The organism is Aestuariivirga sp., assembly GCF_037139295.1.
Lineage (GTDB): Bacteria > Pseudomonadota > Alphaproteobacteria > Rhizobiales > Aestuariivirgaceae > Aestuariivirga.
On sequence record NZ_JBAXGR010000036.1, the window covers coordinates 1 to 23,386 of the forward strand.

18 protein-coding genes are annotated in these 23,386 nt (G+C 61.3%); 14 read left to right on the forward strand and 4 right to left on the reverse strand.

Annotation, left to right across the window (positions count from 1 at the left end; translation table 11 throughout):
* Positions 1 to 1,260 (forward strand): hypothetical protein (locus WCJ41_RS11185; protein ID WP_336905912.1); only part of this gene is annotated, 1,260 nt, incomplete at its 5' end.
* A gap of 261 nt (positions 1,261 to 1,521) precedes the next feature.
* On the opposite strand, the gene WCJ41_RS11180 is transcribed toward WCJ41_RS11185, so the two are convergent.
* Positions 1,522 to 2,550 carry a LacI family DNA-binding transcriptional regulator gene (locus WCJ41_RS11180; RefSeq protein ID WP_336905913.1) on the reverse strand — a complete coding sequence of 343 codons (1,029 nt, stop codon included), beginning with the start codon at positions 2,548 to 2,550 and terminating at the stop codon, positions 1,522 to 1,524.
* A 147-nt stretch (positions 2,551 to 2,697) separates the two neighbouring features.
* On the opposite strand from WCJ41_RS11180, the gene WCJ41_RS11175 reads away from it, so the two are divergent.
* The 12 genes from WCJ41_RS11175 to WCJ41_RS11120 all read left to right on the forward strand — a co-directional run bounded on the left by WCJ41_RS11175 (position 2,698) and on the right by WCJ41_RS11120 (position 13,613).
* Positions 2,698 to 3,717, forward strand: coding sequence for a sterol desaturase family protein (locus WCJ41_RS11175; RefSeq protein ID WP_336905914.1), 1,020 nt, complete (start codon positions 2,698 to 2,700; stop codon positions 3,715 to 3,717).
* 48 nt (positions 3,718 to 3,765) lie between these two features.
* Positions 3,766 to 4,740, forward strand: a complete 975-nt coding sequence (locus WCJ41_RS11170) for a sugar ABC transporter substrate-binding protein (protein ID WP_336905915.1) — start codon at positions 3,766 to 3,768, stop codon at positions 4,738 to 4,740.
* A gap of 98 nt (positions 4,741 to 4,838) precedes the next feature.
* Complete coding sequence (locus WCJ41_RS11165) at positions 4,839 to 5,852, forward strand: ABC transporter permease (protein WP_336905916.1); 1,014 nt, start codon at positions 4,839 to 4,841, stop codon at positions 5,850 to 5,852.
* 8 nt (positions 5,853 to 5,860) lie between these two features.
* Positions 5,861 to 6,850: an ABC transporter permease gene (locus WCJ41_RS11160; RefSeq protein WP_336905917.1), complete on the forward strand. Its 990-nt coding sequence runs from the start codon at positions 5,861 to 5,863 to the stop codon at positions 6,848 to 6,850.
* An 11-nt stretch (positions 6,851 to 6,861) separates the two neighbouring features.
* Positions 6,862 to 7,692 (forward strand): ATP-binding cassette domain-containing protein, encoded by an 831-nt coding sequence (locus tag WCJ41_RS11155; RefSeq protein WP_336905918.1) that lies wholly within the window; start codon positions 6,862 to 6,864, stop codon positions 7,690 to 7,692.
* Positions 7,693 to 7,790: 98 nt separating this feature from the next.
* Positions 7,791 to 8,573, forward strand: coding sequence for a TIM barrel protein (locus tag WCJ41_RS11150; protein ID WP_336905919.1), 783 nt, complete (start codon positions 7,791 to 7,793; stop codon positions 8,571 to 8,573).
* A 19-nt stretch (positions 8,574 to 8,592) separates the two neighbouring features.
* A complete protein-coding gene (locus tag WCJ41_RS11145; protein ID WP_336905920.1) occupies positions 8,593 to 9,603 on the forward strand; it encodes a Gfo/Idh/MocA family oxidoreductase in 1,011 nt (336 codons plus the stop codon).
* Positions 9,600 to 10,562 carry a sugar phosphate isomerase/epimerase gene (locus tag WCJ41_RS11140; protein WP_336905921.1) on the forward strand — a complete coding sequence of 321 codons (963 nt, stop codon included), beginning with the start codon at positions 9,600 to 9,602 and terminating at the stop codon, positions 10,560 to 10,562. The genes WCJ41_RS11145 and WCJ41_RS11140 overlap by 4 nt, the downstream gene beginning before the upstream one ends.
* Before the next feature lie 11 nt (positions 10,563 to 10,573).
* Positions 10,574 to 11,398, forward strand: a complete 825-nt coding sequence (locus tag WCJ41_RS11135; RefSeq protein ID WP_336905922.1) for a 3-methyl-2-oxobutanoate hydroxymethyltransferase — start codon at positions 10,574 to 10,576, stop codon at positions 11,396 to 11,398.
* A gap of 11 nt (positions 11,399 to 11,409) precedes the next feature.
* Positions 11,410 to 11,724 (forward strand): MocE family 2Fe-2S type ferredoxin, encoded by a 315-nt coding sequence (locus tag WCJ41_RS11130; protein WP_336905926.1) that lies wholly within the window; start codon positions 11,410 to 11,412, stop codon positions 11,722 to 11,724.
* A 63-nt stretch (positions 11,725 to 11,787) separates the two neighbouring features.
* A complete protein-coding gene (iolG, locus tag WCJ41_RS11125; protein ID WP_336905923.1) occupies positions 11,788 to 12,777 on the forward strand; it encodes an inositol 2-dehydrogenase in 990 nt (329 codons plus the stop codon).
* 5 nt (positions 12,778 to 12,782) lie between these two features.
* A complete protein-coding gene (locus WCJ41_RS11120; RefSeq protein ID WP_336905924.1) occupies positions 12,783 to 13,613 on the forward strand; it encodes an SDR family oxidoreductase in 831 nt (276 codons plus the stop codon).
* A gap of 543 nt (positions 13,614 to 14,156) precedes the next feature.
* Here WCJ41_RS11120 and WCJ41_RS11115 read toward each other — a convergent pair.
* The gene (locus tag WCJ41_RS11115; protein ID WP_336905925.1) at positions 14,157 to 17,492 is read right to left on the reverse strand and encodes a DNA methyltransferase; all 3,336 of its coding nucleotides are present in this window, start codon (positions 17,490 to 17,492) and stop codon (positions 14,157 to 14,159) included.
* Positions 17,493 to 17,638: 146 nt separating this feature from the next.
* Here WCJ41_RS11115 and WCJ41_RS11110 point away from each other — a divergent pair, with 146 nt between their 5' ends.
* Positions 17,639 to 20,974, forward strand: coding sequence for a DNA methyltransferase (locus tag WCJ41_RS11110; RefSeq protein ID WP_336905925.1), 3,336 nt, complete (start codon positions 17,639 to 17,641; stop codon positions 20,972 to 20,974).
* A 543-nt stretch (positions 20,975 to 21,517) separates the two neighbouring features.
* Here WCJ41_RS11110 and WCJ41_RS11105 read toward each other — a convergent pair.
* A complete protein-coding gene (locus WCJ41_RS11105; protein ID WP_336905924.1) occupies positions 21,518 to 22,348 on the reverse strand; it encodes an SDR family oxidoreductase in 831 nt (276 codons plus the stop codon).
* Positions 22,349 to 22,353: 5 nt separating this feature from the next.
* Positions 22,354 to 23,343, reverse strand: a complete 990-nt coding sequence (gene iolG, locus WCJ41_RS11100) for an inositol 2-dehydrogenase (RefSeq protein ID WP_336905923.1) — start codon at positions 23,341 to 23,343, stop codon at positions 22,354 to 22,356.
* Positions 23,344 to 23,386 lie beyond the last annotated feature (43 nt).

Here is a 23,386-nt window from a genome sequence, read left to right on the forward strand (position 1 = left end):
GTGACCGTGTTCAACCGCCTCGAAAGCCCCTACTGGCAGGTCGCCTTCAAGCTCGGCGACGGTAGTCGCGTCCAGAAAAGCCTGGGCACCATGGATGAGGCCGTGGCGCGGGAGCGGGCCATGGTGATGTATGACGAGGCCCGGCTCCGGGAGCGCATGGGTCTCAGCGCCAGGGCCGTGAGCTTCAACCAGGCGGCGGATGCGTGGCTTAAGGAGCTTAAGGCGGAAGCAGATGCTGGGCTGCGGAAGCAGCGCAACGTGATCGACTACACCCCCATCGTGGATAGGTACCTGAAGCCGTTCTTCGGGGAGAAGTCGATCGATGAGATCCGGGAGCCGGATATCGCCCAGTACCGCAGCTGGCGGCGGGACTACTGGATCAAGGGACCGGGCAGCAAGATCACCCATATCGAATATGAGCGTGGCGGCCTCCTGATCCAGAAGCCCCTGCCCCGGGGCATCAAGGCCCCGCGCACCGGCACCGTCAACACGGAGAACACGGTCCTCCGGGGTATCTTCAACCATGCCAAGAACCAGCGCTGGGTCACCGTTCAGCAGATCCCGGAGATCAAGAACGAGGTCCAGCGCAAGAGCGAGGCCAAGCGGCATGCCCATCGGCCCTTCACCCAGGCTGAATGCCAGCAGCTGGAGCGGTTCCTGGATGGCTGGGTGGGTGCCAATCACATCAAGGAGCGCGAGCGCTGGCGGCGCGAGGCGATCCAGGACTTCATCCTGCTGCTGATGGCCGGTGGCTTCAGGGAGAATGAGCTGAGCAAGAAGGACGAGCGCACGGGTCAGTGGAGCGGTGTCTGCTGGCGGGACGTGGAGTTCTTCACCTCTGCCAAGGGCGTGCCCCTGGTCCAGCTGCGGGTCACGGGCAAGACGGGTCCCAGGGAGACCGTGCCCATGCAGAACGCCGAGTTCATCCTCCGCCGTCGCCAGCAGCGCTGCCCCACTGCCGGTCCCGATGACTTCGTGATGAGCCTGCCCGATGGGAGCCGCATCGCTGGCTTCGACAGCGGCGTGCGCCGTGTGCTTACCGCCGCCGGGCTGCTTCAGGACCCGGTAACTGGCCGCAAGCGCGGCATCTACAGCTTCCGCCACACCTACGCGACGCTGCTGGTGACGTCGGGCCGCGTCAGCCCGGCAGAGCTGGGCGCCAACATGGGCACCAGCCTGCCCATGATCGACCGCCACTACTACCACTTCGATCCCAAGAAGGCGGCGGATCGCCTGTCGGACACCTCGGACGATCGCTGAGCGGTCCACGGCACATGGCTGATCCTGAGTTACTCAGGATCATCTCCAGTTAATTCCCCAAGCCTGACAACCTCAGAAGAGGAGATGCCAATGCACTTCAAGCGCAAGAAGCCTCGGACCCGTTGGATCGCCTTCTGCGGCTGTTCGTGCTGCGCCACAAAGCTTCGGCAGGTGCCCAACGAGCTGAAGCTCCCTCAGTCGGATCGCAAATGCGCGCAGAAAATGATAGAGGTCTAACTCCCGCAACCATCCTTTAGCAGCTCAGATATTCTCTCGTGTGTGGATGTCGAACGGCAGGATCACGGTCTGGCGGGCGTTGCGGTTGGGATCTGTAGCAGCCCTGATCATGCTGTCGATCGTTTCGCGCGCTAGGCGCTGCAGGGGATGCGAGATCACCAGGCTCAGCGTCCCATCGAGAAGAGCCGCGCGCGTGTTGTCCATGAGCTCGTAACCCACGGACACCAGGCTTCCTGATCTACGGCAAGTCCGAATTGCGTTCATCGCGCCCGAGATGCCGCCGCCTGAGATATAGAGCCCGGTCAGGTCAGGGTTGGCGTTCAGGAGCCTTTCCGTCATCTCCTCGGCCACGGCGCTCGTCTCGAAAGTCGAGATAGGTTCGAGGAGTTGGAACTCGGGAGCGTATTCTCGGAAGTAGGACCGGAAGCCGCTCTCGTTCATTTCCTGGCAGCGGTAGCGGTGGTTGCCGACGAGGATGCCGATCTTGCCCGGCTGTTTGCAGATGTTGTGGAAGGCCCAGGCTGATGTCCGTCCCACCTTCCAGTTATCGAGACCCACGTAATTGACGTTTCCGGTCGCGGAGAGCTGCGAGATCAGCGCAAACACGGCCACGTCCTTCTCCTCGAGGGTGGTGACAGCCTGCGTCACGACAGGGTGGACGGCCGATACGACCCCCACCGCCTGGCACGTCTCGCCGAGTTCCAGCACCTTGCCGCCGATGAATTGCGGTGAGAGATCCTGTGCAAAGACGACCTCGACCTCGATGTCATGCTCCTCGATCGCGCGGGACGCCTCGGTGAGCGCTGTTCCCAGCATCTTGTAGAAGGTGCGGTTCGGTTGATGCAGTACGAAACCGAACTTCAGCTTGGATCGGCGTGACGCGATCTGGGCCTTTATGGTGCCCACACCATAGTAGCCGATCCGCTCGGCAGCCTCCCTAACCGCCTGAATCGTCTCAATCTTCACTGCCTCAGCGCCGGAGAGGACCCGGTTCACCGTCGAGACTGAAACATTTGCCTCACGGGCGACGTCTCGGATGGTGGGGCGTGGCATTTGACACATTCTCCATGAGATGTTTTGTCTCAATTAGCGGATTTTGTGAAACAAAAGAAATGAAATTTCCGTTCCAACCTAAGTGATGTTGAGTCAAACATTCTATCATGTCAATTGATACGCATTGACATACTGGATTTCCAGACGATGGATGACCTCAAGTTCGGAACTCGGAACAAGCGCGGCGACTGGGCGCCCAATGCTCATCCCCAGATCGCGTTCTTCTGGTCCAAGCCGCTTGATCTGAGGGCCTGGGGCAAGTTCCTCATCGACTACATCTGGCCGTGGAACGCCTTCCACATGGCCGTCACACTCATTTACTGGAACTTCCTCCTCCCGGACTGGGAGACGATGAAGACGCTCAGTTGGGGCTGGGCCCTGTGGCTCTATGCCGTCAACTCGATCGGCATCTTCATCATGTATGGCTCGGTGGAGTTCTTCTATTACTGGAAGCGCAAGCAGGGCACGCGCTTCAAATACAATGCCAAGTTCCCGGCTGAGCAGCCTTCCGACGTCTTCTGGTTCAAGAGCCAGAACATTGACAACTTCCTGAGGAGCTATCTCTCCGGGATCGTGTTCTGGACGCTCGTCGAAGTGCTCATGCTCTGGTGCTTCGCCAACAATTACGTGTGGTGGCTGAACCCGGCTGATCATCCTTACTGGCTGCTGTTCATGCTGTTCATGACGCCGGCGATCCACGAGGTGAACTTTTTCTTCATTCACCGGCTCATCCACGTGCCGATCCTCTACAAGTGGATCCACTCCATTCACCACAACTCGATCAATCCGTCGCCCTGGTCATCGCTTTCGATGCACCCGATCGAGACCTTCCTCTATCACGGCGTGGTGTGGTGGCACCTAGTGCTTCCCTCGAATCCCTTCATCGCCCTCTACCAGCTGCATCTCGCAGGCTACGGAGCGCTCAACGGTCACATCGGGTTCGATACGCTGGAGCTCACCGAGGACAAGCCACTCACGACGCATGCCTACCTTCACTACCTGCACCACAAGTATTTCGAGGTGAACTACGGCGGCGACGGCCTGATCCCCCTCGATAAGTGGTTTGGCTATTGGCACGACGGTAGCAAGGAAGCCCAAGCCCGAATGGATGCTCGCTATCAAAAGAAGGTAGCGCGGATGAACGCAAAGAACGCGAGCAGTGCCTGAACATTTTTCAAACCCCGTCACCGCGACGGATAACATGGGAGGAAGACAATGAAGCTTACCAAGACACTGGTTCTGATGGCGACTGCCGCAGTCATGGCGATGTCCGCCACGACGGCCTTCGCCGGTGCCAAGATTTTCGTGATCGGTGGCAAGCCCGACGATCCGTTCTGGGGGATCGTCAAGCGTGGAGCGGAAGATGCGGCGAAGGTCGTCGAAGCCCAGGGCGGTTCGGTGACCTGGCTCGGCCCGCAGAACTACGATAATCTCGGCGTTGACGCTGCCGAACTGATCCGCCAGGCCATCGCTCAGGGTGCAACCGGCGTTGTCGGCCCCGACTGGGTTCCCGACGCGATGGATCCGGCCTTCAAGGCGGTGAAGGATGCCAAGATCCCGCTCGTTATTTACAACGCCGGTGGCATTCAGGCCGCTGATCGCCTCGGCGCTCTCAACTACGTAGGTGCCATCGACTACAAGGCAGGCGTCGCCGGTGGCGAGTATCTTGCCAAGGCCGGTGCCAAGAAGGGCGTTTGCATCAACTCCCTGCCGGGTGCCGCCAACATCGAAGACTACTGCAAGGGCTTCAAGGAAGGCCTCGAGAAGAACGGCGCTACCTACGACGTACTCCCGCTTCCGGCAACCGCCGAAGGCAACGTTGGTGCTGTCTCTGAAGCCTTCAAGGCCTATCTGGCCAGCCATCCCGACACGGATGCCGCCTTCACCACCGCCAACCTTGACGCCATCGGCGTCGCCCAGGGCATTTCTGCGGCTGGCATGGACGGCAAAGTGAAGTTCTGCGGCATCAACTTCGACGAAGGCATCCTGAACCAGATCAAGGAAGGCAAACAGGCCTGCGCCATTGATCAGCAGGGCTACCAGCAGGGCTTCTATGCCGTGTCGATCCTCAATGGCTTCATCAATTATGGTCTGACGATCGCCACGCGCGAAATCCTGACCGGCCCGGGTGTTGTCGACTCGACGACCATCGACGCCACGATGGCCGGTGCGAAGGAAGGCACCCGCTAAGGTAGGTGACGAGTAGCAGGCCGTCCGGCAGAGCCGGGCGGCCTTTCTCGACCGCAAGCGCATTTGCTGTAAGCTGCAGATCGGCAGAGTGAGGATCCATGGCAGACACCATATCCGCCAGGAGCGGGCGTTTGGGGCAGCTCTTGCGGCGTCCCGAAGCCGGAATCTTTCTGGGGCTGATCACCGTCTACATCATCTTCGCGGTTCTTGGTGGCGAAAAGTTCATTGGACCATCCGGCTGGTCGAGCTGGCTGAACGTTGCGGCAGAAGTCGGCATCATTGCCTTGCCGGTCAGCCTGCTCATGATTGCAGGTTACCTCGATATTTCGGTGGGGGCCGTTGTTCCCGCCTCAAGCCTCGCGGTTGCGCTGATCAGCAATCATTTTGGCATGCCCATCGTTGTCGGAATCGCCGGGGGCCTCGCCGTGGGTCTGCTGGTGGGCTTCGTGAATGGCCTGCTCGTAACGCGGACATCCGTTCCGTCCCTGATCATCACCATTGGAACGATGTTCGGCACAATGGGCCTCGCGCTGGGACTGACGGTCTGGATCAAGGGTTCAACGGGCGTCTTTCTCGTCGCCGATCCCGTGACCAAGCTCATCTTTGGTGAGGCACTCGGCGGCATGTTCCGCGTCGGCATCTTCTGGTGGCTGGCCATCGCTGCAGCGTTTTACTACCTCCTGCACGTCAGCCCATGGGGGAATGGCGTCTTCGCAATGGGTGGTGACCGGGAAAGTGCGCGCAATGCCGGCATTCCGACGGATAGGCTGACAATCCAGCTCTACATGCTCTCGGGTCTTGCGTCCGCATTCGTCGGGGTGCTGCAGATCATCGCCAACAGCAATGCCCAGGTGGCTGCCGGTAGCACATTCATCTTCAATTCAATCATGTGCGTGGCGATTGGCGGCGTCGCACTGACCGGCGGTGCCGGATCAGTTCTTGGCGTCGTGCTCGGCACGATCATCTTCTCTGTCGTAACGCAGGGTGTCTTCTATTCCGGCCTCGACACGAACCTCGTGTCGATCGTCATTGGTGCAATGTTCCTGCTCGCGGTGCTGACGAACGACAGCTTCCGCAACTTCATCCAGATCTTTTTCAGCAAGTCGAAGTGAGGCAGGGAATGGAGCTTATACGCAAATTATTGCGAGGCCCAGCCGCTGCGGCAGTGCTGAGTTTGATCGCCGTCGTGGCGTTCTACGTTATCGTCGGGCGTGCCAATCTTCTGGAACTGGGAGCGGCCGCGAGCTGGCTCAATTTCGCAGCCAATCTCGGAATAATCGCGCTGCCCGTCGGACTCCTGATGATTGCGGGCGAAATCGACATTTCATTTGGCGCCATGATCCCCGCGGGCGCGATCACGATCGCACTCCTTTCTGGCACTTATGGCCTTCCGATCGAAGTCGGCATTCTCGGGTCCTTGGGACTGGGTGCCATAGTCGGTCTTATCAACGGCCTGCTGACTACGCGCACGAAGGTTCCGTCCCTCCTCATCACGCTTGGCACCCTGACGATCATGCAGGGCGTCGTTCTGTGGGGTGCGATGAGCCTCGCGGGCAATGCCAGCATTCCCCTCAAATCCCCTGATTGGGCTAAATTTCTCTTTGGTCATCTGATCGGGAACAGCCACCAGGTCGTCATTGTCTGGTGGGTCGTGATGGCCCTGGCCTTCGGCTTCTTTCTGCACAAGACACGCTACGGAAACTGGATCTTCGCTCTGGGCGGAGACCGGAACTCGGCGCGCAATGCCGGTGTGCCGACGACGAAAATGACGATCGCGCTCTTCATCATGTCAGCAATGGCAGCATGCTTTGTAGGTATGTGCGGTGCCATCCAGTTCAACACGACGCAAGTGTCGGGCGGCATGAGCTACATCTTCAACGTCATTGCCAGCGTCGTGGTCGGCGGCGTGCTGCTGACCGGTGGATTTGGCTCGGTGACGGGAATCTTCATTGGCACGCTCACCTTTGCCATCGTGAACAAGGGTATCTCGTTCACGGCCATCAATCCAAACTGGGCGAATCTGATCATCGGCACCACCTTGGTGCTCGCTATGCTGATGAACGAGTATTTCCGCAAAAAGGCTTTGGCCTACAGCCCCAAGAAAGTGTGAGGACTTCAAGCATGACCGGGTCATCGACATCACCCATCCTTGAGCTTCGCAACGTCAACAAGTCCTTTGGACCCATCGACGTCCTGCATGACATCACCCTCCAGGTGCGCGCGGGCGAGGTTTTGTGTCTTCTTGGCGACAATGGTGCTGGCAAGTCGACGCTCATCAAGATCATGTCGGGCGTCTATATCCCGACGTCCGGCGAGATCCTGATGGATGGTCAGGCGGTTCGCTTCGATACGCCGAGGGATGCATCCGAGAAGGGCATTGCCACTGTGCACCAGTTTGGTGGCACCTTCCCCCTGATGTCGATCGGCCGATCCTTCTTTGTGGGTGTCGAGCCCACCAAGGGCTGGGGCCCCTTCAAGGTCTTCGACCGCAAGAAGGCCAATCACATTGCCATCAATGCTCTCCAGAGTTTCGGTATCACTCGCATCGACGATGGAGACCGGCTCGTTGGCGGCCTGTCCGGTGGCGAAAGACAGTCGCTGGCGATTGCGCGAGCCGTGCATTTCGGAGCCCGCGTCCTCATTCTCGATGAGCCTACCGCAGCGTTGGGCGTGAAGCAGGCTGCCCACGTCCTTCGTATCGTCAATGAGGCAAAGCGGCGTGGACTTGCCGTCATCTTCATCACCCATCAGGTCATGCACGCGATGGCTGTGGGTGACCACTTCGCAGTATTGATCCGTGGCGCGGTCGCCGCCGACTTCCGTCGGGGCGAGAAGAGCCGCGAGCAGATCACGGATCTCATGGCTGGTGGTGAGACGATGGCCGATCTCGAGTCCCAGATCGAAGGCTACATGGCAACACATGACGGGCACCCTCCACCTACCCACACCTGACCTCCCCCTGGAAGCGGTCTCGCCAGGGTCTTCCGGCCGCTTCCCTTTTTATTCACGCCCGCGCCCGCCAGGGCACAGAAAACCTTAGAGTTTACGAAATGACTTCACCCTTCACGCTCGCCGCCTGCGCCGAGATGCTCTGGCAAGAAAAGCCCTTCGAATGGCGCCTCAGGCGCCTTACAGAACTGGGGTTCCAGTGCGGCATCTGGAACTGGACATCGCACGACCTGGGGATGCTGGAGAGGTCTGGCGCCGTGTTCTCGTCGATGACCGGCTACATTCGTGGTCGGCTGGGGGACGAAGAGGGTGCTGCAGAACTCCTCGCGACAGCGGCGCAATCGGTGGAAGTGAGCAAGCGTCTGAACGTGGCGCGTCTGAACCTCCATGGCACAGGCCTCGGCGACCGAGGACTGCCGGTAATACCTTGTGAAGTTGTCACGGGTGCCATGTGGCTCAAGGCGCGCGACACGTTGAACCGGATCGCCGATCTGGGCGACAGGCACGGCGTCACCTTCATGATCGAGAACTTGAACCTGGCCGTGGACCACCCGGGCGTGCCGTTCGCACGGATCGAGGACACGTTGGCACTCGTGTCCTCAATTGACCGCAAGTCGCTCGTTCTCAATCTCGATCTCTACCATGTGCAGATCGGCGAAGGGAACCTGATCTCCTGGTGCCGGAAGAGCCTGCCTTGGATTGGCGAGATCCAGGTGGCGGACGTCCCCGGGCGCATGGAGCCTGGGACCGGCGAGATCAACTATCACGGGGTGGCCCGCGCCTTGAAGGCGATGGGCTACAGCGGGCCGGTGTGCATGGAGGCCTTCGCGTCGGGAGACGCCGAGGTGGCACTTCAGGCATTCCGGGAAGCTTTCACAATCTGACATTCAATCGAGGAAAGACATGACGATACGGGTTGGCCTGATCGGGGCAGGCATCATGGGGGCAGATCATGCGCGGATCCTCGCGCTCGAACTGCCGGGCGTCACGCTGCACACGGTCTGCGACGCAGATGGTGCCCGCGCCCGGAAGATCGCCGACGAGGCGGGGGCAGCGCATGTGAGTGCTGATCCCCTTGCTGTGATCTCCGACAAGTCGGTCGATGCCGTGCTGATCGCCAGTCCCGATCACACCCACGCACCGCTGAGCAAGGCCTGCGTCGAAGCTGGAAAGCCCGTCCTCTGCGAAAAGCCCCTGTCTCAGGATTCGGTCGAATGCCTGGACGTCATGGCGGCGGAGACGAAGCTCGGACGGCGGCTGGTCCAGATCGGCTTCATGCGGCGCTTCGATCCGTCCTATGTCGAGATGAAGGATGCGCTGAGGGCCGGACGCATCGGTAGCGCGGTGATGATGCACAATTTCCACCGCAACGTCTCGGCTCCTGCCAATTTCACCGGGCAGATGGCCATCACCAATTCGGCCCCGCATGAGTTCGACATCGCCCGTTTCGTACTCGATGCCGAATACGAGACGATTTCCGTGTTTCGCCCCAGGTTCAGTGATCCTTCCAAGGTCGGTTCACCCGTCTTCATGGTGCTCAGCACGCGGTCTGGCCAGCTGGTGAACGTCGAGATCAACAACAACGCCGCCTATGGCTATGACGTGCGCGGCGAGCTCATCGGCGAGAAGGGATCGGTCTTCCTCAGGTCGCCCGTCGCGAGCGAGATTCACGTGGACCTCCAGGCAGCCACCTCCTACCCGGCCGACTGGCGTCCTCGCTTTGCCGAGGCCTACCGCCGCCAGAATGCAGCCTGGCTCAAGTCCATCTCCACGGGAAAGCCGGCAGGTGCCAGCGCCTGGGATGGCTATGCAGCCACGCTGGTTGCCGAAGCTGGAGTCCAGTCGCTCGAAAAAGGCGCTCCCGCTGCCGTCGCTCCGGTGGCGAAGCCCAAGCTCTATGAGGACCGCACATGAAGATTGGAATGGTAACCGACTCACTCGGGCATCTGGGCTTTGACAAGATGCTCGAGACCGCGGCGGGGCTCGGCATCGAGGGTGTAGAGTTCAACGCTGCGAACTGGACATCGGCTCCGCACATGAAGATCGGCGATCTTCTGGCCAGCACCGCTGCCTGCCGAACGATGCAGGCTGCGGTAAAGTCTCACGGCCTCGAAATCATCGCTCTGAATGCCAACGGCAACCAGCTGCATCCCACCGAGGGTGACAAGCAGTCGACGGCCTTGCATGACACAATTCGGCTGGCCGGTCTGCTGGGTGTCGAGACTGTCGTGCTGATGTCGGGCCTTCCTGAAGGCGCACCCGGTGACAAGATGCCGAACTGGGTGATCTCGTCGTGGCCGCCCGAAACGCAGACCATCCTCAAGTACCAATGGGAAGACCGCCTGCTGCCCTACTGGTCGACGCTGGTCGCCTTTGCCCAGGCGCATGGCGTGAAGAAGCTCGCGGTCGAGCTTCATGGCAACCAGCTCGTCTACAACGTTCCAACCCTGCTGCGCCTGCGCAAGGAGGTGGGCAACATGGTGGGAGCGAACTTCGACCCCTCGCATCTCATGTGGATGGGGGCCGATCCGCTGGCTGCCATCGATGCACTTGGCCCGGCGATCTACCACACCCACGCCAAGGACACCTTCATCAACAAGCCTGTGTGTGCCACCACCAGCCGTCTCGAGAACGGATCTCTTGTGGACATCCCGGCTCGTGCCTGGAGCTACATCACGCTGGGCTATGGTAATGGTGAAAGCTGGTGGAAGGACTTCTGCTATCGCCTCCGCATGGTCGGATACGACGGCTGGCTGTCGATCGAACATGAAGATGTGATGCTTGGCCGCGAGGAGGGTGTCCGCCGGTCTGTCGAATTGCTGAACGCTGTGATGCCGTCTGATCCCAGCGACTACAAGCCCCAGGAATTTTGAGGAGAAGCCACATGCCGCGCAAGCGCCCCACTATCGCCGATGTTCGTGCCAACAAGGGCAAGTACCAGTACACCATGATGCGAGTGGAAAACTGGGAGGAACTCGCTGCCGCCGAAGAGGCCGGCATCGACATGGTCTCGGTCCCGCCCGAGATGCTCATCCAGAAGCACTTCCGTGACGTGGCTCCGTCGCTCTTCGCCATTCCGGGCAAGCCCCTCTACGAAATGGGTACCTCCGACGACATCCTTCGCTGGGCCTTCCAGATGGTCAATGCCGGGGCTGATGCCGTCTATTGCGCCGCCTCCTTCCCGGTTGTGAGGCGTCTCGCTGACGAGGCGGTGCCGGTGATTGGCCACGTCGGTCTCATCCCCTCGAAGTGCACCTGGACGGGTGGCTTCAAGGCTGTAGGCAAGACGGCTGACCAGGCCATGCATGTCTGGGAGATGTGCAAGCTTTACGAGGAGGCTGGAGCCTTCGGCGTCGAGATCGAGGTGGTACCGCCGGAAGTCACCGCGGCGATCTCTGCTCGCACCTCGCTGTTTATGGTGTCCATGGGTGGCGGCAAGGGTGGTGATTGCCAATATCTGTTCGCCTGCGACGTGCTGGGCACCAACACGGGACACGTGCCGCGTCACTCGAAGCAATATGCCAATCTCGCGAAGGAATTTGACCGCATCCAGAAGATGCGCGTCCAGGCCTTCAAGTCCTGGGTGGGCGAAGTTCAGACCGGCGCCTGGCCGGACGCTCCCTACATCGTTTCCGCTCCCAAGAAGGAGATGGATACCTTCAAAACCCGGCTCGCCAAGGAAGCGGGTGGCCCCAAGAAGCGGAAATGAACGAGGACGTCATGTCAAAATGGGTTGATGTATGCAGCGCGGACGAAGTCCCCCTCGAGGACGTAACGCGCTTCGATTTCGAAGGACGTACCTTCGCGATCTACCGGTCTCCGGAAGACGCGTTCTATGCCACGGATGGTCTTTGCACTCACGAGAAGATCCATCTGGCGGATGGACTGGTCATGGATAACGTGATTGAGTGCCCCAAGCATAATGGGCGCTTCGACTACAAGAGCGGCCAGGCGCTGGGCGCACCGGTCTGTGTCAATCTCCGCACCTATCCAGTCAAGGTTGAGGGCGGAAAGGTCCTCGTTGACATTACGTAAGCAGAAGGGCGCCTGTCGCTCGGAGGCTGAACACTGAGTTTCACTGATTTGAGGAGACATTGAATGCTGCGTTTTGGAGTCCTGGGTGCTGGCCGCATCGGCAAGGTGCACGCAAGAACGATTGCCGCCTCCGGCAAGGCCAAGGTTGCCTATCTGGCGGACGCCATGCCAAAGGCAGCGGAGGACCTCGCGGCAGAGGTCGGTGCCAAGGTCGCGAGCGTCGAGGACATCATCAAGGCGAAGGACGTTGACGCCATCCTGATCGCCACCCCCACCCCCTTCCATGCCGAGCAGATCGAGGCCGGCTCCAATGCCGGCAAGGCCGTGCTGTGCGAGAAGCCGGTCAGCCTCTCGGTCGCCCGCATCGAGGAATGCCTGAAGACGGTCGCCAAGAACAAGACCACCCTGATGATCGGCTTCAACCGCCGCTTCGACCCCAACTTCGCCACCCTCCAGAAGCGCCTGCGCGACGGCGCCATCGGCAATGTCGAAATGGCCACCATCATCAGCCGCGACCCGGCCCCGCCGCCCGCGTCCTACGTGAAGAGCTCCGGCGGCATCTTCCGCGACATGATGATCCATGACCTTGATCTGGCACGCTTCCTGGTGGGAGAGGAGTTCGTCACGGTGCAGGCGCTGGGTGCCGCCCTCGTCGACAAGGCCATCGGTGACGAAGGCGATTGCGACACCGCCGCCGTGCAGATGCAGACGGAGTCGGGCAAGATCGCCGTCATCACCAATTCGCGCCGCGCCACCTATGGCTACGACCAGCGCATCGAGGTGCATGGTTCGAAGGGCATGCTGCGCGCCGGCAACGTCCACAACACCACGGTGGAAGTGGCCAATGCCGAGGGCTTCCACGAGGACCCGATCCTCAACTTCTTCACCGAGCGCTACGGCCAGGCCTATGCCAACGAAGTGCTCACCTTCATCGACGCCGTGACCAACTCCAAGCCCGTTGCACCCTCGGGCCATGACGGGTTGCAGGCCCAGAAACTGGCCGATGCCGCAACCGAGTCCTGGCAGACCGGCAAGCCCGTGAAAGTGAGCTGAATCAGATGGATATCGAGAGCCTCAAGCACCTGTCGATGGACGGCAAGACCGCCGTCATCACGGGCTCGACGCAAGGGCTGGGCGAAACCATCGCGCAGCTCTTCGCCGACCGCGGCGTCACCCAGATGGTCATCACCGGCCGCAACGCCGAGCGCGGGCAGCGGGTCAAGGCCGCACTCGAAGCCAAGAAGGTGAAGACCGTCTTCGTGCAGGCCGACCTCGTGAAGCTCGCCGACGTGCGCAAGATCGTGGCGGCCTGCGACGCCTCCTTCGGCCGCATCGATGCCCTCGTCAACGCCGCGGCGCTGACCGACCGCGGCACCATCTGGGACACCTCTGAGGCGCGCTACGACGAGCTCTTCGATGCCAATGTGAAAGCACCCTTCTTCCTCATGCAGGACGCGCTGCAGCTGATGAAGAAGTCGAAGACCTCCGGCACCATCGTCAACATCCTCTCGATGTCGGGCCACGGCGGTCAGGACTTCCTCACCGCCTATTCCACCACCAAGGGCGCGCTCGCCACCATGACGAAGAACGTCGCCTATGCGGTGATGCGCTACAGGATCCGCGTCAACGGCCTCAACATCGGCTGGATGGACACGCCCGGCGAAGACCGCATCATGAAGACCTATCATGACGCCGACCCCGACTGGCTGAAGGCCGCCGAAGCCGCCCGCCCGGTCGGCCGCCTGCTGAAGCCCGGGGAAGTCGCCCGCGCCACCGCCTATCTCTCGAGCGATGAATCGGGCCTCATGACCGGCTCCATCATCGACTTCGACCAGCAGGTGCTGGGCGCCGGCAACGCCATCGCCGAGCCGCCGGACGCGGTGTGGTAGCACCCCTCACAACGGCCGCCCGCGAGGCGGCCGTTGCGTTTCCGGATGATGCTTGTGCGTTGCGCAGCGATGCCGGGAGCATGCGTTTCGATGCCGGATGCGTTGCTGCCGTAGACACGGCGCGGCGCTTTTCCGGGCAACCGAAAGCAACCGTGAAAAGGATCCCAATTGCACCGGCCGCAACAGGAATATGTTCATCCTGCGGCAAATCCATGCCAGCGCCATGGCGGCATGTGCCCCGCGCGTCGTCAGCAGAATTGCGAAAAGGATTGCCGGGTCACGCCCGGCAATGATGAAGCCCGGATGAAGCGTAACACCGTGAAGCATATTGGAACCTGCATTCCATCGCGCCTCCGAGCCGGAGCGGCCTGACACGTCGTCTCCCGCGTCTTCAGCGGGAGAAGAAGGGACCCGTTGCACTTCGCAGCGGGGAGATGAGGGGAAATATGCACTGCTGATGCTTCAGACCCCGCTTCCCCTCACCTCCCCCAACTGCGTTGGGGCCCCTTCCTCTCCCGCCTTGCGGGAGAGGACGTGAAGTGGTCAGGCGGCGCGGCGGAGCGCGAAGCGGGTGCCGGCGTCGTGGATGGCGATGAAGCCCATGCGGGCCATGGCGGCGAGTGTGGCGCGCACCTGTGGCTCTGCCTTGCGGCCCTGTTTGAAGGAGAGGGCGATATCGAGCGCAGAGAGCGGGGTTGCGGCAGCGGCAAGGGCAGCCATGACGGCGCCCGCCTGCTCCACCGCGCCAGCGGGGAAATTGACCTTTGCCTTGGCGGCCGCGGCGGCGGGCAGGCCGAGATCAGCTTCGAACTGCTCCTGCTTCTCGCGCGCGGAACCGAAACGGGGAATCTGGTAATCGGGGCGGAGCCAGCGGACCTGGCCCTTCGCCTCTTCGCCTGCGCGCTGCTTGTTGAGGGCGACGAGGCGAACGAGCACCTCCTGCTCGGGCAGGTCCACCGGCCAGCCATAGGCCTGCGCCACGGCGGCATCGAGTTCCGCGTGAAGCTCCTTGAGGATGAGGACGAGGCCATCATCGCGCAGCCGCTCGTCCTCCTTCGAGAGCGCGGCACCGGACCTTAACTTTTCCAGCACGTTATACATCTGGGTGAGGGTGATCTCGGGATGATCTGCCTGCACTGCCTTGCGGTGCGCATCCAGCTTCTCGGCGATGCTGGCTATGCGGGAGCGGGTGAACTCATCGGGATCGGGGAAGGGGAAGGGATCGAAGCAGCGAGATTTCACGTAGACTGCGTCGCCTTCATACACGCCAATCTTAGCTGAGTTAGCAGCGTACCACGTGAAATGAATTCTGCTCATCAAAATACCCAGCATGAAGGAATCGTCAAAAGCTATTACGACAATCTTATTGTCCGGCAGAATTGCCGCATTAAGAAACTGGAATATCCGGTGCTTGGCAGTTTCCACGGTGGCGATATAGCGCGGTAGACCGACAAGAGCTGGGCGTATCTCATCTCGTGTCCGCCCAAAGAGCCACCACCGCGCCTTTATGTCTGCATCACGATTCTGATCTCTCTTTGGTTTCACAGAACGAAGGAGGTGCTGATAGACCTCAGGATACTCATCGCGGACCCTTTCCGAATCGAGACCATAGAGATCAATAGCCATGACACCGCGAGGAGTTGAAACTATATCTCTCCCGTTTCGATATGGACGGATGTAGCGCTCAAGACCGGCGCGGCGACCAAGACCAAGATGCTGAGCTTCCTGCTCCGTAACGATGAAGCCAGCACCGAACAGCATCATGCCTCTTGATGACAGCCCAGAGTTTGAGACGAGAGGACTGACCGTAGAGAGGTCTGCTCCTATCGTAAGATCATTGTTGATCTTCCCTTCCGATCTCCTGAAAGCAAGCTTCGGCTCATCGGTATCCAGCCCTTCCTCAGAAACCACCTCCTGCAATACGCCATCCAGTCTTCCTGCGCCTACGGCTGTCATAGCGATACGGACAGCCGCAGCCTGCTTAGTCGCCTTCGTCCACGGATGATCAGGAATAGCGAGCAAGATCGAGACCGGCTGTTTGGCTGAGAGGTGCTTCTCCACCGTGCGGCGCTGGAAGACCTGCGTGATCGAATTGGTCGTCACCAGACCAAAGCGCTTCAGCCGTGTTGCCTTGCGCGTCAAAACCTCGGCTGCCCTGTCCCACCAATACATCACGAAGTCAGCGCTGTCGTTCATGTCCTTGTGGGCAGCCCACAGGGCTTCGGCATAGTCATCACCCAATTTCGAGCGAATGTCCTTGCCGCCGATGAAGGGTGGGTTGCCGACGATGTAATCCGCCTCCGGCCACTCGGGCCTGCGCGGGTTGATGTAGTGGCCCTTTGCATCCACCCCGTCTTGCGCCAGCACGGCATCCATGTGGCGGATGTTCCTGTAATCCCGCAGCACCGGCTCGCCCGGCAGGCTGCGGTTGTTGCGGATGTGCCATTGCAGATAGCCGATCCACAGCACCAGCTCCGCGATGTGGCGGGCGCGGGCGTTGATTTCCAGCCCCAGGAACTGGTGCGGGTCCACCTCGTGACGCTCGAGCCCGGCCAGCGCCTGCTGGCCGCCGAGGTTGAGAAGGGCTTCGACCACGTCACCCTCCAACCGCTTCATGAGTTCCAGCGTGACATAGAGGAAGTTGCCGGTGCCGCAGGCGGGATCGAGCACGTGGGTGTTGTAGAGCTTTTCGTGGAAGGCCTGCACGGCGGCGATGGCGTCCTTGCTGCGGCCTTCACCCGTCAGCCGTTCGGCGGCGGTAAGGACTTGCTGCCATTCGCTGCGCAGGGGTTCGATGACGGTGGCGACCACGAGGCGTTCCACATAGGCGCGCGGCGTGTAATGCGCGCCGAGGCGGGCGCGCACATCAGGATCCAGCGCCTGTTCAAGCAGGGTGCCGAAGATGGAGGGGTCCACCTCGCGCCAGTCCTGCCTTGCGGCCTCGCGCAGCTCGCCGATCTCCTCCTTCTCCAGCGGGTAGGCGGGCGCATCGCGGAAGAGCTGGCCGTTGAATTTCTTCACGCGGTCCTGCACGGCGGAGGCATAGTCGCCGCGGTCCATCGCCTGCCACAGCATTTCAAGCTCGGGCGCGAAGATGTGGGGCTTGTCGCGCGCGCGGTCGAGCAGGCTGGTGAAGGTATCCTTGGGCAGAAGCTCCACGTCCTCGGCGAACATGGTGAAGATGCAGCGCATGAGGAAGGCGGCCACGTCCTCCGCCGGGAGCTTGCGCTGCTCCATGCGTTTGGACACGGCGGCCAGCCTTTCGGCTATTTGTCGCGTGGCCTTGACGGCGCGGCGGGTGGGATCGAGCGCATGCGGATCATCCCAGATGAGGCGGAAGAGCTGCTGGATTTCGGGCTTCGCCAGATCATCGAGATAGATGCGGAAGTTCTGCCGGTCCGGGAACTGGGTGTAGTTGCGGCCCTTGCCGGTGAAATCGGCGTAGAGCTCGAAGCAGAGGCCGACATCGCAGACGATGATGAAGGGCGGCCAGTCATGCGCGGGCGGCAGATGGCGCGCATAGTTCTCGGCCTGCTGGCGGGCGTTGTTCATCAGCACGTCCCAGGCGCGGGAGGACTTGCCGCGCTGCTGGTCATTCTCCTTCGGGAAGAGGTCCTTCTGGTTCGGGAACTCGCTGCGCTCACGCCTTGCGCGGGACTGCTTCGATTCCAGCACGAAGGCGCCGCGCTTGTAGAGGTCGATGAAGTTGCGGCCCCTGTCGCCCTTCACGTCGAACTCGAACTTGTAATCTCCGTCCATCGGCTCTTCGAGGCCGAGGGCCTGACAGAAATGGATGAGGAACTTCTGCGACTGCGCGCGCTCGCCGCCGCCTGCATTGCGCCAGTGCGTGATGAATTTGCTGATTGCGTCCGCCGTCACAAGGTGACGTTACGATGCAGTGAATGCAACCAAAAGTTATATATCGATTTCAGGAAACAGGAAGCTGGGCCCCGGGGCCCAGCTTCCTGTTTCCTGAAATCGATATATAACTTTTGGTTGCATTCACTGCATCGTAACGTCACCTTGTGACGGCGGACGCAATCAGCAAATTCATCACGCACTGGCGCAATGCAGGCGGCGGCGAGCGCGCGCAGTCGCAGAAGTTCCTCATCCATTTCTGTCAGGCCCTCGGCCTCGAAGAGCCGATGGACGGAGATTACAAGTTCGAGTTCGACGTGAAGGGCGACAGGGGCCGCAACTTCATCGACCTCTACAAGCGCGGCGCCTTCGTGCTGGAATCGAAGCAGTCCCGCGCAAGGCGTGAGCGCAGCGAGTTCCCGAACCAGAAGGACCTCTTCCCGAAGGAGAATGACCAGCAGCGCGGCAAGTCCTCCCGCGCCTGGGACGTGCTGATGAACAACGCCCGCCAGCAGGCCGAGAACTATGCGCGCCATCTGCCGCCCGCGCATGACTGGCCGCCCTTCATCATCGTCTGCGATGTCGGCCTCTGCTTCGAGCTCTACGCCGATTTCACCGGCAAGGGCCGCAACTACACCCAGTTCCCGGACCGGCAGAACTTCCGCATCTATCTCGATGATCTGGCGAAGCCCGAAATCCAGCAGCTCTTCCGCCTCATCTGGGATGATCCGCATGCGCTCGATCCCACCCGCCGCGCCGTCAAGGCCACGCGACAAATAGCCGAAAGGCTGGCCGCCGTGTCCAAACGCATGGAGCAGCGCAAGCTCCCGGCGGAGGACGTGGCCGCCTTCCTCATGCGCTGCATCTTCACCATGTTCGCCGAGGACGTGGAGCTTCTGCCCAAGGATACCTTCACCAGCCTGCTCGACCGCGCGCGCGACAAGCCCCACATCTTCGCGCCCGAGCTTGAAATGCTGTGGCAGGCGATGGACCGCGGCGACTATGCCTCCGCCGTGCAGGACCGCGTGAAGAAATTCAACGGCCAGCTCTTCCGCGATGCGCCCGCCTACCCGCTGGAGAAGGAGGAGATCGGCGAGCTGCGCGAGGCCGCAAGGCAGGACTGGCGCGAGGTGGACCCCTCCATCTTCGGCACCCTGCTTGAACAGGCGCTGGATCCTGATGTGCGCGCCCGCCTCGGCGCGCATTACACGCCGCGCGCCTATGTGGAACGCCTCGTGGTCGCCACCGTCATCGAACCCCTGCGCAGCGAATGGCAGCAAGTCCTTACCGCCGCCGAACGGCTGACGGGTGAAGGCCGCAGCAAGGACGCCATCGCCGCCGTGCAGGCCTTCCACGAAAAGCTCTACAACACCCACGTGCTCGATCCCGCCTGCGGCACCGGCAACTTCCTCTATGTCACGCTGGAACTCATGAAGCGGTTGGAGGGTGACGTGGTCGAAGCCCTTCTCAACCTCGGCGGCCAGCAGGCGCTGGCCGGGCTCGAGCGTCACGAGGTGGACCCGCACCAGTTCCTGGGGCTGGAAATCAACGCCCGCGCCCGCCACATCGCGGAGCTGGTGCTGTGGATCGGCTATCTGCAATGGCACATCCGCAACAACCGCAGCCTGCCGGGCGAGCCGGTGCTGCGGGATTACAGGAACATCCGCCACATGGATGCCGTGCTGGCGCAAGACGGGGTGGATGCAAAGGGCCACTACATCAACCCGCGCAGGCCCGAGTGGCCGGAGGCGGATTACATCGTCGGCAACCCACCCTTCATCGGCGGCAAGGACATTCGCTCGAAATTGGGTGATGACTATGCCGAAGCCCTGTGGGCTGCCCACAAGGACATGAACGACAGCGCTGACTTCGTGATGTATTGGTGGGACAGGGCAGCCGAGGTTTTGACGCGCAAGGCAACACGGCTGAAGCGCTTTGGTCTGGTGACGACCAATTCGATCACGCAGGTCTTCCAGCGCCGCACGGTGGAGAAGCACCTCTCAGCCAAACAGCCGGTCTCGATCTTGCTCGCTATTCCTGATCATCCGTGGACGAAGGCGACTAAGCAGGCTGCGGCTGTCCGTATCGCTATGACAGCCGTAGGCGCAGGAAGACTGGATGGCGTATTGCAGGAGGTGGTTTCTGAGGAAGGGCTGGATACCGATGAGCCGAAGCTTGCTTTCAGGAGATCGGAAGGGAAGATCAACAATGATCTTACGATAGGAGCAGACCTCTCTACGGTCAGTCCTCTCGTCTCAAACTCTGGGCTGTCATCAAGAGGCATGATGCTGTTCGGTGCTGGCTTCATCGTTACGGAGCAGGAAGCTCAGCATCTTGGTCTTGGTCGCCGCGCCGGTCTTGAGCGCTACATCCGTCCATATCGAAACGGGAGAGATATAGTTTCAACTCCTCGCGGTGTCATGGCTATTGATCTCTATGGTCTCGATTCGGAAAGGGTCCGCGATGAGTATCCTGAGGTCTATCAGCACCTCCTTCGTTCTGTGAAACCAAAGAGAGATCAGAATCGTGATGCAGACATAAAGGCGCGGTGGTGGCTCTTTGGGCGGACACGAGATGAGATACGCCCAGCTCTTGTCGGTCTACCGCGCTATATCGCCACCGTGGAAACTGCCAAGCACCGGATATTCCAGTTTCTTAATGCGGCAATTCTGCCGGACAATAAGATTGTCGTAATAGCTTTTGACGATTCCTTCATGCTGGGTATTTTGATGAGCAGAATTCATTTCACGTGGTACGCTGCTAACTCAGCTAAGATTGGCGTGTATGAAGGCGACGCAGTCTACGTGAAATCTCGCTGCTTCGATCCCTTCCCCTTCCCCGATCCCGATGAGTTCACCCGCTCCCGCATAGCCAGCATCGCCGAGAAGCTGGATGCGCACCGCAAGGCAGTGCAGGCAGATCATCCCGAGATCACCCTCACCCAGATGTATAACGTGCTGGAAAAGTTAAGGTCCGGTGCCGCGCTCTCGAAGGAGGACGAGCGGCTGCGCGATGATGGCCTCGTCCTCATCCTCAAGGAGCTTCACGCGGAACTCGATGCCGCCGTGGCGCAGGCCTATGGCTGGCCGGTGGACCTGCCCGAGCAGGAGGTGCTCGTTCGCCTCGTCGCCCTCAACAAGCAGCGCGCAGGCGAAGAGGCGAAGGGCCAGGTCCGCTGGCTCCGCCCCGATTACCAGATTCCCCGTTTCGGTTCCGCGCGCGAGAAGCAGGAGCAGTTCGAAGCTGATCTCGGCCTGCCCGCCGCCGCGGCCGCCAAGGCAAAGGTCAATTTCCCCGCTGGCGCGGTGGAGCAGGCGGGCGCCGTCATGGCTGCCCTTGCCGCTGCCGCAACCCCGCTCTCTGCGCTCGATATCGCCCTCTCCTTCAAACAGGGCCGCAAGGCAGAGCCACAGGTGCGCGCCACACTCGCCGCCATGGCCCGCATGGGCTTCATCGCCATCCACGACGCCGGCACCCGCTTCGCGCTCCGCCGCGCCGCCTGACCACTTCACGTCCTCTCCCGCAAGGCGGGAGAGGAAGGGGCCCCAACGCAGTTGGGGGAGGTGAGGGGAAGCGGGGTCTGAAGCATCAGCAGTGCATATTTCCCCTCATCTCCCCGCTGCGAAGTGCAACGGGTCCCTTCTTCTCCCGCTGAAGACGCGGGAGACGACGTGTCAGGCCGCTCCGGCTCGGAGGCGCGATGGAATGCAGGTTCCAATATGCTTCACGGTGTTACGCTTCATCCGGGCTTCATCATTGCCGGGCGTGACCCGGCAATCCTTTTCGCAATTCTGCTGACGACGCGCGGGGCACATGCCGCCATGGCGCTGGCATGGATTTGCCGCAGGATGAACATATTCCTGTTGCGGCCGGTGCAATTGGGATCCTTTTCACGGTTGCTTTCGGTTGCCCGGAAAAGCGCCGCGCCGTGTCTACGGCAGCAACGCATCCGGCATCGAAACGCATGCTCCCGGCATCGCTGCGCAACGCACAAGCATCATCCGGAAACGCAACGGCCGCCTCGCGGGCGGCCGTTGTGAGGGGTGCTACCACACCGCGTCCGGCGGCTCGGCGATGGCGTTGCCGGCGCCCAGCACCTGCTGGTCGAAGTCGATGATGGAGCCGGTCATGAGGCCCGATTCATCGCTCGAGAGATAGGCGGTGGCGCGGGCGACTTCCCCGGGCTTCAGCAGGCGGCCGACCGGGCGGGCGGCTTCGGCGGCCTTCAGCCAGTCGGGGTCGGCGTCATGATAGGTCTTCATGATGCGGTCTTCGCCGGGCGTGTCCATCCAGCCGATGTTGAGGCCGTTGACGCGGATCCTGTAGCGCATCACCGCATAGGCGACGTTCTTCGTCATGGTGGCGAGCGCGCCCTTGGTGGTGGAATAGGCGGTGAGGAAGTCCTGACCGCCGTGGCCCGACATCGAGAGGATGTTGACGATGGTGCCGGAGGTCTTCGACTTCTTCATCAGCTGCAGCGCGTCCTGCATGAGGAAGAAGGGTGCTTTCACATTGGCATCGAAGAGCTCGTCGTAGCGCGCCTCAGAGGTGTCCCAGATGGTGCCGCGGTCGGTCAGCGCCGCGGCGTTGACGAGGGCATCGATGCGGCCGAAGGAGGCGTCGCAGGCCGCCACGATCTTGCGCACGTCGGCGAGCTTCACGAGGTCGGCCTGCACGAAGACGGTCTTCACCTTCTTGGCTTCGAGTGCGGCCTTGACCCGCTGCCCGCGCTCGGCGTTGCGGCCGGTGATGACCATCTGGGTGACGCCGCGGTCGGCGAAGAGCTGCGCGATGGTTTCGCCCAGCCCTTGCGTCGAGCCCGTGATGACGGCGGTCTTGCCGTCCATCGACAGGTGCTTGAGGCTCTCGATATCCATCTGATTCAGCTCACTTTCACGGGCTTGCCGGTCTGCCAGGACTCGGTTGCGGCATCGGCCAGTTTCTGGGCCTGCAACCCGTCATGGCCCGAGGGTGCAACGGGCTTGGAGTTGGTCACGGCGTCGATGAAGGTGAGCACTTCGTTGGCATAGGCCTGGCCGTAGCGCTCGGTGAAGAAGTTGAGGATCGGGTCCTCGTGGAAGCCCTCGGCATTGGCCACTTCCACCGTGGTGTTGTGGACGTTGCCGGCGCGCAGCATGCCCTTCGAACCATGCACCTCGATGCGCTGGTCGTAGCCATAGGTGGCGCGGCGCGAATTGGTGATGACGGCGATCTTGCCCGACTCCGTCTGCATCTGCACGGCGGCGGTGTCGCAATCGCCTTCGTCACCGATGGCCTTGTCGACGAGGGCGGCACCCAGCGCCTGCACCGTGACGAACTCCTCTCCCACCAGGAAGCGTGCCAGATCAAGGTCATGGATCATCATGTCGCGGAAGATGCCGCCGGAGCTCTTCACGTAGGACGCGGGCGGCGGGGCCGGGTCGCGGCTGATGATGGTGGCCATTTCGACATTGCCGATGGCGCCGTCGCGCAGGCGCTTCTGGAGGGTGGCGAAGTTGGGGTCGAAGCGGCGGTTGAAGCCGATCATCAGGGTGGTCTTGTTCTTGGCGACCGTCTTCAGGCATTCCTCGATGCGGGCGACCGAGAGGCTGACCGGCTTCTCGCACAGCACGGCCTTGCCGGCATTGGAGCCGGCCTCGATCTGCTCGGCATGGAAGGGGGTGGGGGTGGCGATCAGGATGGCGTCAACGTCCTTCGCCTTGATGATGTCCTCGACGCTCGCGACCTTGGCACCGACCTCTGCCGCGAGGTCCTCCGCTGCCTTTGGCATGGCGTCCGCCAGATAGGCAACCTTGGCCTTGCCGGAGGCGGCAATCGTTCTTGCGTGCACCTTGCCGATGCGGCCAGCACCCAGGACTCCAAAACGCAGCATTCAATGTCTCCTCAAATCAGTGAAACTCAGTGTTCAGCCTCCG